The following is a 13,647-nucleotide window of genomic DNA, read 5'->3' as shown; positions in this document are numbered from 1 at the left end:
TAATTTACATATAAATATAATTATAATTTATCTTCATAAGTTTTAACACCTAATGCAGTTTTCCACTCTTTTATTTTTGAGTCATATACAGCATCTTTTTTTTGCTCTAATAAAAAGTTCTTAAGCTGCTCTTTTGCTTCATCAAAAGGAATTACTTCACCACTTTTTATTCCAGTTACCTTTATTAAATGATATCCAAATTGGCTCTTTACAGGTTCTGAAACTTGTCCTTCTTTTAAGTTCTTAAATCCATCTACAAATTCACGTACTAATTCTTCTGTATTATATTGTACAAACCCTAAACTTCCGCCATTATTCTTGCTTCCATTATCTATTGAATTTTCCTTAGCTAATGTTCCAAAATCAGCTCCTGCATCCAATTTAGCCTTTAACTCTTTAGCTTTTTGTTCATCTGTTACTAATATATGAGCTACATTTGCACCTGCACCTTTTGTAAATATATTTTCCTTATTCTTATCATAGTATGATTTAGCTTCCTCATCTGTAATAGTCACATTTTTTAATATATCTTCTTCTACTGCTTTTACAATAACTGAATTTTTTATCACTTCTTTAAATTCAGTTTCGTTAATTCCATTTTGCTTTAAAATATTTTCATATTGACCTAAACCAGAATATTTAGTTTTAAACTTATTTGCCTCTTCTTCAACTTTTTTACTTATATCAATATCTGTAGGCTTAAGATTTAATTCTACTGCTTTCTTTAAAAGTATTTTTTCAGCTATTAATTTATCTAATTCCTGTTTCTTTAAGTTCTTTATTGCCGCCTTAAGATTACTGTTATTTGCATAATCAGCTCCATATTGTTGTTTTAACTTAGCATCATAATTTTTCATAGCTTTATTTAAGTCATCTTCCATTATATTTTCATTTCCGACAGTTGCAAGGATTGCATTTTGAATCCATGCTCCATCAGAACCTAATTTATACCCATCTATTTCAGCATCATGAGCCATATATCCATTAGAATTAAAATAATACCATTTCCCATCTAGATTTTTCCATCCTGTTACCCATGATCCTTCCTCATTATACCACCAGCCATTGCTATCACTTTTCCATTCTGCGTTGGCAGCTATTGGATTAATTGCAAATACTGAGCCTATTATCATTAAGCTAGCTATTAATCTTGTTAATTTTAATTTTTTCATTTACTTCCACTTCCCCATCTATTATTACATTCTTCCTTATTTTAGCACACTTATTAATGATTTTGAATTTCTAATGTAATAAAATTGTCTAAGTTAACAACTTAGAATTAATATAATTATGCATATCTCACATAATTACAAATAAATAATAATTAATTTTACTATGAAGCTTGTCAATAAATACATTTATGCTATATTATGTATAATAAATGATTTATATTAATTCAACATAAAATTATTAATAATATTAGATACTATATTGAAAGGATACACATTATGAAACTTATTATTGAACTAGGAACAGTAAATGATATTGATGAATTGGAGCAGCTTTATAATGACTTAAATGATCATTTAGCAAAAGGAATAAATTATCCAGGATGGATTAAGGGAATCTATCCTATTCGCCAAAATGCAGTTGATGGTATTGCAAATTGTAATCTTTATGTTGCAAAAATAGATGGACAAATTGTTGGTTCAATTATATTAAATCATCATCCAGAACCTGCATATAATAATGTAAACTGGGAATTTGATTATGATTATTCAGAGGTTTATGTTATACATACCTTTGCAGTTCATCCAGCTTTCTTAAAATCTGGAGTTGGCAAAGCTTTAATTGACTTTTCTATTGAACATGGAATAAAATCTAACATTAAGTCAATTAGATTAGATGTATATGAAAATAATCTTCCTGCAATAAAATTATATGAAAAATGTGGTTTTAATTATGTTGATACAGTTGACTTAGGACTTAGCTGTCATGGTCTGGATTGGTTTAAGCTATATGAAAAATCACTCTAAAGCTAAAACAGTAAATATAAAGCTTTAAAATACGAGCTTATATTTACTGTTTATTAATTTACATCTCTAGTAGATATTTAAATATCTTATTATGTTCTATTTCCTTACTCAATGCTTGAATAACTCTAATAATTTTCTCACCTGTTATTTCTTCTTCAGAATTCAAAGCAATTCCAATAACATATGCTTTTATTATTCTATAACTATTAATTAATATCTTTAAACTATCTGCTAAATTTTCACCATTATTAAATGGAACTAAATCTTTAAAAATTTGATTTACTAAATAATTTTCAAAAATATACGAATACTCTTTTAATTCCTTAGCATAATCATGTATTTTTCCCAAAGAATCACAAACATCCACTAAACTTATAGCATCATTTGAATTTATCTCACTATTATTGTTCATTTTTATAATTCCAGCTTTGTAATCCTTAATACATTCCTTCAGTTTTACACTTCTTATATTATCTACAAGCTCATCTTCAACAAGACTTTTATAAAACCCATAACTTTCAATAAATTTATTACCTTTTAGCGCTTCGTAATCTACTGTTTCATTATTAAAATCCTCTAACAGCTCTTCTATTTCCTCAAATTCTTCTAATTCATGCAGCTCTTTGATTTGTTCATAAAAAGCCTTTAAGATATTAAGCCTTTCCTCTATAGAAAAATTTCTATTTTGCATAATATTTATAGAAATAATTCTTATATCCCAGAAATATTGAATAAGGCTTTCTGTTCCTTCAAAGGCTTCCGTATCTATAATCCGTCTTATTTCAATTTCCTTTTCCAATATATCTTCAGATCCCTCAACAAATTCCATCTTGTCTTTATTTAAAAATGCCATTGTACATACTTCAATACAAGAAGGTAAACCACTTTTTTCATATACCTCATCAACAATATTATATACTCTTGGATAGCTCTTGCAGGTTATACACAGATTTTCTTTCCCAAAACCCCCATGTATATCACAAAGCATATCTTCATTTAAAAATGGACATATACTTTCTTCTTTTAAAATCATAAACCCATTATTAAAACAATCATGTTCATTTCTATTTTCAATAAATTTGCCTTCTAATAAGTCTTTAAAATTTCCATTGCTATTAATATATTTCTTATAAGTATCTTCATCTATATTTATATCCCAACCAGTGCAGCAACTATCTGTACAACTTGAGCATATACATTTAAATTCAGTCATATATTTAGGCTGAAAAACATTTACTTCCATAACTAACTCCAATCTATCTTTTATACCTATTGTTCAATCCCAATTTCTTTAAGTAAAATATTTAATCTATTTTTATCCTTTTCAAATACCTTTAAGTTAGTATTATATAAATAATGTTGTAATACATCTGCATCCTTTAATACCTCATCATAAATACCATCTATTTTATCTTTATCACTATGATTATATATTGCAGTACAAATAATATTAATTTCTTCTTCACTAAAGCACTTTGTTTCATTTAATATTTTTCGTGCTTCTATTGAACCAAGCTTAGCATGTTCAAAGCTATTTCCTGTTTTATATGAAGCTATATCATGAAGCATTCCAGCTACGGCACACAATTCTGCACTTAATCCTCGTTTTAGTGCAAGCATACCTGAAAAGGACGATACACCATACAAATGGACGAATCCAGAATATCTTTCATCTATCTTGGAATTCTTTATTAGTATATCATTGATCATCTCACGAATCTTCTCTAATCTATCCATTTTAACACTCCTCTTACACTCTCAAAATAAGTATTCATATAAGCTATAATAAAGTATCTATCTTTTAACTGAAACTGCTTTATTAAAATCAATATATCAATTATAGCATAACTTGCAACTATTCTATCATCATGCTAAATTTTAAATAAAAATAAATCTATTGAAAATATGTATATAATAGTATATAAACTATATTAATTCACAATAATGTCCATTAGATTCATCTAAAATAGCAATTTATATTAAAAAAACAAATTAAATATTAGTTATACTATATAAGAAGGGAGTTGTTTATATGAAAAATAATATAGCTATAATTTCAAAAGTAATTGATTTTATAGAAGAACATCTTACCGCTGAAGAAAATTTAGATTTAGATAAAATAGCAGACATGGCCAATTATTCAAAATACCATTTACACAGAATGTTTTCAAATATTGTTGGCTGCACAATACATCAATATATTCAAAAGAGACGACTTACAGAAGCTGCCTATCAACTTATTTATACTGATATTTCAATTATTGATATATCTCTAACTGCAGGCTACGAAACTCAACAATCCTTTACTTTAGCATTTAAAAGATTATATGAGGAATCCCCTCAGGCATATAGAAAAAAACAAGAATTTATTCCTATTCAATTACGATTTGAAACACAAGCTGTTAAAAATATTTCTTCTTATACTAAATTAACTATGAATTGTGAGGTGAAGGCTGCATGAGTTTAGTTCCATATGTAATAGAACAAACAAGCAGAGGTGAAAGAAGCTATGATATTTACTCAAAGCTTTTGAAAGATAGAATTATTATTCTTGGTGAAGAGGTTACTGATACAATTGCTAATATTATAGTAGCCCAACTTATCTTTTTAGAGGCAGAAGACCCAAATAAAGATATCCATTTATATATTAACAGCCCTGGTGGTTCTGTAACAGCAGGTTTTGCTATATATGATACTATGAATTATATTAAATGTGATGTATCAACAATTTGCGTTGGCATGGCAGCAAGTATGGGATCATTTTTACTTGCAGGTGGTGCTAAAGGCAAACGTTTTGCTCTTCCAAATGCAGAAATTATGATTCATCAGCCTTCTGGTGGAGCTAAAGGTCAGGCTACTGATATAAAAATTGCAGTGGATCATATTTTAAAAAGCAAAAGAAATTTAAATAAAATTCTTTCTGAAAACACTGGAAAACCAATTGATAAAATCGAACTTGATACTGATAGAGATAATTTTATGTCTGCTGAAGAAGCTAAAGAATATGGTTTAATTGATGAAGTAATGAAATAACAGAGATTCTCATATATGCATTAAACAGGTAGTTAAATTCTTCAAAAACTTTAAACTACCTGCTATATTATTGTTATTACTTATAATTAAAAATAATATTATCTATTCTACCTTTTTTCACAAATCCAATTGTTTTATAAACTTTGTTAGAATCATCATTTGTTATATCGGCATATAGCATAGGAATTAATCCTTCCTTAATTAGCATTGAACATACTCTGGAAACCATCGCACTTCCATAGCCTTTTTTTCTTTCTTCTAGAGAAATATATACATTATTAATACGAGCATACTTATCTGATCTATGAGCTATATTTACCATTCCACAGATTTTTTCTTCTACTTCCCACAAATATAAATTTCCTGACTCTATCATAGACTTTACGCCTGGAATCTGCTTTTCTTTTACAATACTTATTCCAAAACAATCAAATGCAAACCCCACCCAAAACTCTGCTATTATATCTAAGTGATTTAAATCAGCTTTAATTAATTTCCCAAATACTTTTTTGGGTTTAACGACTTTTTTACATTCATAAGATTCCATTGAAAGAGATACTTTATTTAACGCTCCTGTAATTTTACAATATTCCTTTGCAAATGCTTTTGCAAATTCAGGCTTTCCTGAAATTCCTTGTATTTTTGAATCCTTTAATTGCTCACATAAACAATTAACTATATTATCAATTGTTGATTTTGGCAGTAGCTCATTAATCCATAACCACATTGGATATCCAGCATTTTGCAGTGCAATTGCATTATTATCTCTTGTCTTTAAAGCTGTCACTTCTTTTCCTTCTATGATGCAATAAAACAAATTAAATTGTACCTCTGCATCTGCATCTAAGAAAGGCTTTTTGCTTAAAACTTTTTCTTCTCTATAAAATGGTTCAAACACGATAGTACTCCTTTATAATTTTAAAATAGCCAAAGATTTAAGCCATAAAAATCTTCAGCTATTTTTAATACTTTATTTACTATAACTTTTCAATTGGAAAATATAAATACAATTCTCCATTTGAATCCTTTGGATCATATAATTCATGGACCGCCCCAACTAATGAATACTCTTCTTAAGGTAAATATTCCTCCATCATATAATTAAATACATTGGCATACGTATTTTGAGTGCATTTAATAACTGCATATTTATATGAAGGAACAATCCATTTAATCCAGCCTTCTGGTGCTTTTGCATTCTCCTCAACTTCACAGCCTGCTAAATATTTACCTTCTTCCTGCCAAGGATCAAATATTTCATGTATATCACTCATTATTCCCCATATACCTGAAATATTTCCATTATTATCAATCTTAGCAAGATTTCCAATTTCATTAAAATTATTGTTTGCATCCTCCCATAAAACTTGTATCCAATTAACACTATTATTTGCTAGTCCTTGCCCTAATTTTCCTATAACAGAAAAAGATTTTTTTGTAATTATATTAACTTTCATTATTGTCACCCCAAAATTACATATTTTCTTAATCTTAATATAAGTGCTTTTAATTTTTCCATTCTCAGTAATTCTCCACCCTTTTAACTAACCTTTACAAATTTAACCCTATTATAACACATTCTACGCCTAATATTGCTTATTACGCTGTAAAATTTGTTTTATTTCCAAAATAATAGCAAACCTTCTTATATAGTAAAAAGATAAAAATAAATTATTTTACTTTGCATACCATTTTCTAATAACTTCACTAGTTTCTCCACTAGGATAATATTTCTTATCCTGACTTGTTTCACCTATAGCAAATATAGAGAAACCAAGATGCCACGGCTCATCTTCAAAAGTTCTTCTGTATGCCTCAAAACAATTTGCCTGTTCTTGATTATTAGAAACACTTGAAACTTGAGGATCATATGGAGCTACAGAAGCTTTATTGGTTCTAGGAAATCCTAATTCTCCAAAGAAAACTGGCTTATTCCATTTATCGTAAAAATTCTTTATTTCTTGTTTTATATTTTGTTTTCTATCGTATATGGTTGAGCTTTCTAATGCCTTTTCTAAATCTTCAACTGTATTTGTTTCATTATTTGTAAGTTCAAAATACGAAGCTATTGAAATGAAATCCAATTTTGAGAAAAATATATTATTTAATTTCTTTTCATATTTCTCAGTTAGTTTAGGCTCCCATTCCTTTGCTGTAATCCAAAAATTAGTTCTATATGTTATTAGACCTTTATATTGCTTTCTAACATTATCTATCATGTCACACATATAGCCTTCATTTTCTTCCATATTAACAAAACTTGTTCCTACATTAAAGGCATCAACATGATATGGTACAGCCACCTCCTTAACCAAAACATTTAAAACATTTTGTGTCCAGTTATAGAAAAAATCATTGATATTATCAGGTTTCCAAACTGTTTCTCCAACACTTCCATTTTCTATCCATGGATAAGGTTCTAAAATTACATTTATTTTTTTCCATCTTAACTTATTAATTAGTTCTATAGCACGTTTTTCACTATATTTATCTACACTCATATTGCTTGAAGTTCTGTTTTCAATATTAATTACTACTGGTACATTTAAAGTGTTTAACCCAAATTTATCTATATCCTTAAGAACTTGATCAATATTGTAATCAGTTGATAAATTTCCTGATTTAATTTTTGTTTCAAATTTAGAATTTAATGTTTTTCCTTCTATTTTATTAATCATTTCATTGATTGCGCCTCTAGAATCAACATTGATGTTGTAACTATAATAAGCAGCAGAAAATATGCTTATTACAATTATTATTAATATCATTCTTTTTCTAGTCATTTTTTCCCCCTTGAAATTGTTCATATTTAAAACTAATTATTTTACACTATAAATCAAATATTATGACTTATTTTAGCAAACATATCTTTATTATAACATATTACCTTAAATTCACTCTTAAAGAATTCTTAAAGTTTAAAAGCTTTATATTCATGAATATAAAGAATAGAAAAAAAGAGATAGCCATTGTTACAGCTATCTCTTCAAACTTTAGGTATTCTTTAGTGTTTTTATTCTTACTTCTTTAGTATATTTTTATTTTCATTTGTTTGCTTCTGTGTTCTTTTGTATACATAAATAATAACACAATATGACAAAATAGTCTATATTTTTTCAACAAAATATTTATAATTATTTTTCGACAAATCAATATATAGTACTTTTACTATTTATTATATTAATACTTTAAAAACTTCATTTTTATTGCATCTTGTATATTCTTCAGAAAAAGTTACTTCTTAAATACTTTCTCTTTTATTCTATTATTTCTATTTTATATCAAATATATTTTATTATACATTTGTTTAGAAATTCATTACATATTCTTATATGTAAACATGATTCCTACATAAATTAATTCTAGTTTTATTCATGTGCGAATATTTTATATTAAAGCAATTAAAATATTATATAAAGGAGGACTTCTTCTTATGATATTTCTACTATTATTAAGTGGCATCTGCTGGACTATCGTCTATATTCAATTAATCAGTACAGGCTTAAAAGAGAAAGTTTATGGAATGCCATTTATTGCCATAGCACTCAATTTTGCTTGGGAAGCAATTCATTCTTTTCTAGGTTTAAAAAATAATCTTTTTAGTATTGAAACTTGGATTATTCTAGTTTGGTTTATTTTAGATATAATAATTGTTTATACATACTTAAGATATGGTAAACATTATTTCCCAAAGCATACAAACAAAGAATACTTTATGCCTTGGACTGTATTAATATTTTTTATGTCTTTCATTATTCAATATTATTTTGTTGTAGAATTTGGAGATTTAGGACGAGTATATTCAAGATTTCTGCAAAATCTAATAATGTCTATATTATTCATTAATATGCTTGTAACAAGAAATAATCTGAAAGGTCAAAATTTGATTATTGGAATTAATAAATGGATAGGAACTTTAGCGCCTACTATTTTATATGGTGTCATTTACCAATACAAATTAATTTTAGTTTTAGGTTTATTTTGTTCATTATTTGATTTATTATATATTTATTTTTTTAATAATCTAAGAAAAATTACTCTAACTTATTCAAATATCCATTCTACTACTAAGTAAACTTAATCTTTACCTAATAATAAAAATATAGATATCTCTATAAAAAAGTAATTTATCGCCATTAAAATTTATTCAATATCTTAATCAAAAACTCATAGCACGACAATTTTTTATTTGTCGTGCTATCATAAATACTCAACTTTACTATTAGATTTTTAATGAACTTTATTAAATATAATTTGTCTTATATAATTTCTTCAATACTTAATAATCTTGGCTTATTTCCATTTTGAATTTTAATATATATCTTTGCCATAGTCATTTGTAAATTTTCTATTATAGTCTTTACTTTACATATAAAATAATAATCTTCTCCACCATTTGTTATTACTGCTATAGGATTAAAATTCCATCCCTTTATCCCATCTAAGGCTTTAGTTAATATTTTTTTATCGTCTACTGTAACTTGATCTCTAATTTGCAATTCTTCACTCTCTTTTATCATAATATCAACTCCCTCTTTAATAAGATTGTATTATTGTTTTATGTCAATTCTTTGTCAACTATCTGAATATTTTCTTAATATCTTCTTAAAGCTTTTGAAGGTACAGGCAGTTAATATTATATTCATTACCTATTTCATTTATTCTAATAAATACTTATTATATTCTTAACATATTTAATGAATCCACTCTCCATTTTCATTTACCCTATACCCATCTGGGGTAACAGTGTTACTTGCCATTACTCCATCAGAATAAAAATAATAACATTCTCCATCTAACCAAATCCATTCACTTTTTGCCATTTTACAAGAAGCTTTTAAATAATACCATTTCCCTTTTTCCTGTAACCAAGTACTTTCTCTTGCATACCCTCTATTATCAAATGAATACCATTCACCATCTATAAACTTCCATTCATCTTTGTAATAATATTTATTGATGTTATCTGTACAATACCACCAGCCTGTAGAATTTCTGTTCCATCCAATATTCCAATTATCCAAAGTATCTGTATCATAATTTGAATTCTGAATAACAAATTGAACATTTCCAATTCCACTACTTATGGCTTCCGCTAAATTTTTTCTATTTTCAGCATATTTAATCATATCATAATAGTTATCTATAAAGCATAGTTCTATAAGCATACTTTCACATGGTGTAGCTCTAATTACATATAAATTTGAGCCATCCTTTATTCCTCTATTACTAAATCCTATAGAAGTTATATTATTTAACACACGTTCTGCGCTCCCTAACTTTTTACCTCTAAATGTGTACACCTCTGTTCCAGCGCCTCCACCTGAATTCATATGGATTGATACAAATAAATCTGTGTCTTTTGAACAATTATCGACTCTTATACTTAAACTTTCTCTTACACTTCTTGAACTATCTGGTGCAACTTCTACGACTGTATGACCTAAAGCTTCTAATTTGGTCTTAACTATTTTTCCTATTTCTCTTGTACACTCTTGCTCTTTATATCCATTTCCAATTGCTCCTGTATCTGCACCACTAAGGCAGTGACCATAATCTAATGCTATTTTCATAGATACATTCCTCCTAAATTTTAAACTAACAAGATGTTTAATTGTATTTGCAACTTTTTTTCATAACTTACTATTTAATACACCATGAAATTTAATACCACATAATATGAAAGAGTAACCATAATGGCTACTCTTTCATACAAATGCTTTACCTTTTGAACACCTAATTATAATTTTGAAAATAGATTTACGGTTATTTAAATTTTTCTATTAACATGATTTTCTTCTAATATTTTTGATGTTTCATCTAAAATTTCATCTTTATACAAACTATTATTTATATCATGCAGTTTATCTAATTCTGCCTTAAGCTTTTCATTTTCTTCTTTTAACTTGCTATTAAAAATTTCTGATTGTTTTAAATTCCCAACCTGATTTAAAACTTTTTCCTTACCATGATTTAATTCTTCAATAATATTATTCCTTAATTCTATAACGTCTTCCTTTGTTAATTCTGGAAATTTTCCAATTATTATTTTTTCAAATTTTTCTATTTTAGGTGCAATTGTATTTTCTATTTTATCTGAAATTCCAAGGTCTTCATTTATCATATTCCAAACTTCTCTTGCTTTTAAAATATAATCTGGATGCTTTATTATTTTTTCTTGAAACTTAGCATTATCAAATTTGACTTTTAAGACTTTTCTTATTTTTTCAACTATAGTCTTTAACATACAAGCTCCCTCTTTCTAAATATCATTTCTTTAGTTCTATAATATATGAAATTGCAATTCAAAAAGCTACTTAATACGTTAATATATATATTTATGAATAAACAAAAGATGCAGCCAACTTAATGACTGCATCTATATATAAATTATGAGGGGTTTGGGGTTTTGGGATTGTGGGATTTTGAGTTTTATTCTTTTGTATGTATATATATTAGCATATTGTGACAAAATATTCTATATTTTTTCAAAAATTTTTTCAAATTATTTTTCGACAAATATTTTTAACAAAGCAATAATTGATTATATTAAAAAATATTCCTTTCTCAATGAATCAATTATCAAAACATCTGCAAAATTCTACATTTTACTCAATTTCACTTCTATAATATATATGGTATTGTTCAAATTAAAATTAATACTTATAAAAAAGTACAGATGTAAACTATATGAAATTTATATCTGCACTTTTGCTTATATGTTATATTTTTATTTTTATATTTCCTATTAATACTTTAGATTGAATTTCTTTTCTTATAATTATAATTTTTTATAAGAATTGCTTTGTGTATTTTATCTAATATCATAACAATTATTGGTCAGGTATTATATGTTTTTTCATTCTTTCTTTTATTACTCTTATCTTGATTATATTCTCCAATATTTCAATATTTGTTAGAAAATCATAATTATTTTTCATATTTTAATACAGAGTTTATCCGCAGCATATATAGATTATTTTATAACTCTAAACTCTGTAAATGGATAAAATATAAATTGAGCTTTCCCTTCTATAGCAGAACTATCTACATAAGGGTTTATCCAATATCGTGCATCTTTTGATACAGGTCGATTATCCCCTAAAAAGAAATACTTTCCTTGTGGAACTTCATATATACCTTCACTACTATAATGATCTTTGTTTACAACATAATCTTCTTTTAATTGTTCGCCATTTACAGATACTATACCATTCTTAATTTCTATTTTATCACCTGGCAATCCTATTAATCTTTTAACTAATCTTTCTTGAAGTTCATCTGAATAAAATACAATTACATCTCCTCTTTTAAGATTATCAAAATTATGTATTCTAGTTACAACTGCTCTATTACCTATATTTATAGTTGGAATCATTGATCCTGTTGGTACCTCTACATTAAAAAACACAAATTTATTTAGTAGAAGATATATTACTGCAGCAGTTATAATTGGTACTACCCAATCTTTAAAAAATTTAACGAATTTACTTTCTTTTATGTTTGCATTCTTTTCCAAAATTGCTCCTCCTAAATCTATTCTCTATTATTAATCTTCTTTTGAAATATGCCTATACGCATATCTATGGTAATATTAAGTGATTCATATTTTTCCAGCTTTTCTTTATTTTCTGGTGTTGACTTCCAATAATGAGGTGTCATTTTTAATAAACATAAAATTTCTTCCTTATTTAATTGAATATTAAAAGTGACATTTTCCTCTTCTACATATTCATTTTCTTCTGCACTTGCGGTATATACTTTTTCATTTAAATGAACTTCAGAATAAATTATGTTTCTTAGTTCAATTAAGTGTTCAGTTCTTGGAAGAATCCTTACAAAGATTCCATCATTTTTTAGAACCCTATTACATTCATTAATATCTATTGGGCTAAACACGGAAAGTATACAATCAACTGATTTATCTTGAACTGGAAGATTAAAATTATTACCTACTGCCCATATGCAATCTTTATTAGATTTACCTGCATACTTAACTGCATCTTTTGAAACATCCATACCATAATAATTAGCCTTTATTTCTTTATCGTGCATGTAGTTTTTTAAATTTATTAGATAATAACCTTCTCCACATCCTAAGTCTAAAATATTAAATTCCTCTTTAGGCTTCTTAATTAAATATTCTACTATCTTTTCATTAATTTTATCTGATAACTTTTTATAATAGCCCCTAGACAAAAAATCTATTCTTGCTAATACCATTTCTTTAGAATCGCCAGGATTTTTACTTCTTTTTTGATTGCTTATTAATAGATTCACATAGCCTTCTTTTGCTATATCATAACTATGATTATTATAGCATTTATATGTTTTATTTGAAGCATCTTTAATCAAATTCTCTTTACAAACAGGACAACGTAATAATTGATTATCATAATTATTATTCATATAATATACAGCTCACTTTCTATGTCTTTACAATCTCTTACTATACACTTTTTCCAATTCTTTATCAACTATTAAAATATTAAAGAGTCTAATTTATATCTTTTATTTGAAGTGTATGTCTATAATTCTTCTCTATACATAAATAGCTGATTTATGTATCTTTCTTCAATTTTCTAATCGAGTAGGAGCTAAATAATTATTTTATTTAGCGTCCTCTCACACCACCGTA

At 26.6% G+C, this 13,647-nt stretch carries 15 protein-coding genes and 1 pseudogene; 4 read left to right on the top strand and 12 right to left on the bottom strand.

The genetic code is table 11. From position 1 onward, the window contains the following. Nucleotides 1–20: 20 nt before the first annotated feature. Both GXK56_RS16975 and GXK56_RS28250 read right to left on the bottom strand, forming a co-directional pair. Entirely contained in the window at nt 21–977 is a 957-nt protein-coding gene (locus GXK56_RS16975) for a peptidylprolyl isomerase (RefSeq protein ID WP_279283113.1), read from the bottom strand. Further along, nucleotides 969–1,067 (bottom strand): annotated as a pseudogene (locus GXK56_RS28250) (cell wall-binding protein); the annotation flags it as partial. The pseudogene GXK56_RS28250 and the gene GXK56_RS16975, both read right to left, overlap by 9 nt. 381 nt (nt 1,068–1,448) lie before the next feature. On the opposite strand from GXK56_RS28250, the gene GXK56_RS16970 reads away from it, so the two are divergent. Next, the gene (locus GXK56_RS16970; RefSeq protein ID WP_160689554.1) at nt 1,449–1,976 is read left to right on the top strand and encodes a GNAT family N-acetyltransferase; all 528 of its coding nucleotides are present in this window, start codon (nt 1,449–1,451) and stop codon (nt 1,974–1,976) included. A 58-nt stretch (nt 1,977–2,034) separates the two neighbouring features. On the opposite strand, the gene fliB is transcribed toward GXK56_RS16970, so the two are convergent. Together fliB and GXK56_RS16960 are read right to left on the bottom strand one after the other, a co-directional pair. After that, the gene (gene fliB / locus GXK56_RS16965) at nt 2,035–3,219 is read right to left on the bottom strand and encodes a flagellin lysine-N-methylase (RefSeq protein ID WP_160689552.1); all 1,185 of its coding nucleotides are present in this window, start codon (nt 3,217–3,219) and stop codon (nt 2,035–2,037) included. Between the two features lie 26 nt (nt 3,220–3,245). Beyond that, nucleotides 3,246–3,713 (bottom strand): HD domain-containing protein, encoded by a 468-nt coding sequence (locus GXK56_RS16960; protein WP_160689550.1) that lies wholly within the window; start codon nt 3,711–3,713, stop codon nt 3,246–3,248. 295 nt (nt 3,714–4,008) lie between these two features. Here GXK56_RS16960 and GXK56_RS16955 point away from each other — a divergent pair, with 295 nt between their 5' ends. Further along, nucleotides 4,009–4,437 carry an AraC family transcriptional regulator gene (locus GXK56_RS16955; RefSeq protein WP_160689548.1) on the top strand — a complete coding sequence of 143 codons (429 nt, stop codon included), beginning with the start codon at nt 4,009–4,011 and terminating at the stop codon, nt 4,435–4,437. Continuing rightward, nucleotides 4,434–5,009 carry an ATP-dependent Clp endopeptidase proteolytic subunit ClpP gene (clpP, locus tag GXK56_RS16950; RefSeq protein ID WP_160689546.1) on the top strand — a complete coding sequence of 192 codons (576 nt, stop codon included), beginning with the start codon at nt 4,434–4,436 and terminating at the stop codon, nt 5,007–5,009. Before GXK56_RS16955 ends, clpP begins: the two co-directional genes overlap by 4 nt. 76 nt (nt 5,010–5,085) lie before the next feature. Here the strand turns inward: clpP and GXK56_RS16945 are convergent, their stop codons facing one another. From GXK56_RS16945 to GXK56_RS16935, 3 genes are all read right to left on the bottom strand, one after another. Then, nucleotides 5,086–5,907: a GNAT family N-acetyltransferase gene (locus GXK56_RS16945; protein WP_160689544.1), complete on the bottom strand. Its 822-nt coding sequence runs from the start codon at nt 5,905–5,907 to the stop codon at nt 5,086–5,088. A 175-nt stretch (nt 5,908–6,082) separates the two neighbouring features. Next, nucleotides 6,083–6,466 (bottom strand): GyrI-like domain-containing protein, encoded by a 384-nt coding sequence (locus GXK56_RS16940; RefSeq protein WP_243156158.1) that lies wholly within the window; start codon nt 6,464–6,466, stop codon nt 6,083–6,085. A gap of 219 nt (nt 6,467–6,685) precedes the next feature. Then, complete coding sequence (locus GXK56_RS16935) at nt 6,686–7,792, bottom strand: hydrolase (protein WP_160689542.1); 1,107 nt, start codon at nt 7,790–7,792, stop codon at nt 6,686–6,688. 650 nt (nt 7,793–8,442) lie between these two features. Between GXK56_RS16935 and GXK56_RS16930 the strand changes: the two genes are divergently transcribed. Beyond that, nucleotides 8,443–9,084 carry a hypothetical protein gene (locus tag GXK56_RS16930; protein ID WP_160689540.1) on the top strand — a complete coding sequence of 214 codons (642 nt, stop codon included), beginning with the start codon at nt 8,443–8,445 and terminating at the stop codon, nt 9,082–9,084. Nucleotides 9,085–9,268: 184 nt separating this feature from the next. Here GXK56_RS16930 and GXK56_RS16925 read toward each other — a convergent pair whose 3' ends face one another. From GXK56_RS16925 to GXK56_RS16905, 5 genes are all read right to left on the bottom strand, one after another. Further along, a complete protein-coding gene (locus GXK56_RS16925; protein ID WP_160689538.1) occupies nt 9,269–9,529 on the bottom strand; it encodes a hypothetical protein in 261 nt (86 codons plus the stop codon). Nucleotides 9,530–9,703: 174 nt separating this feature from the next. Further along, a complete protein-coding gene (locus tag GXK56_RS16920) occupies nt 9,704–10,582 on the bottom strand; it encodes an N-acetylmuramoyl-L-alanine amidase (RefSeq protein WP_160689536.1) in 879 nt (292 codons plus the stop codon). A 197-nt stretch (nt 10,583–10,779) separates the two neighbouring features. Continuing rightward, on the bottom strand, nt 10,780–11,256 hold the full coding sequence (locus GXK56_RS16915) for a hypothetical protein (RefSeq protein ID WP_160689534.1): 477 nt from the start codon (nt 11,254–11,256) through the stop codon (nt 10,780–10,782). Between the two features lie 729 nt (nt 11,257–11,985). Next, a complete protein-coding gene (gene lepB / locus GXK56_RS16910) occupies nt 11,986–12,528 on the bottom strand; it encodes a signal peptidase I (protein WP_160689532.1) in 543 nt (180 codons plus the stop codon). Between the two features lie 17 nt (nt 12,529–12,545). Beyond that, nucleotides 12,546–13,418: a putative RNA methyltransferase gene (locus GXK56_RS16905; RefSeq protein WP_160689530.1), complete on the bottom strand. Its 873-nt coding sequence runs from the start codon at nt 13,416–13,418 to the stop codon at nt 12,546–12,548. Between the last annotated feature and the right edge of the window lie 229 nt (nt 13,419–13,647).

This window comes from Clostridium sp. C2-6-12, assembly GCF_009928485.1.
In the GTDB taxonomy this organism is placed as follows: Bacteria; Bacillota; Clostridia; order Clostridiales; family Clostridiaceae; genus Clostridium.
Note: the sequence above shows the minus strand (reverse complement) of the source record. Positions and strands in the feature narration are given on the sequence as shown.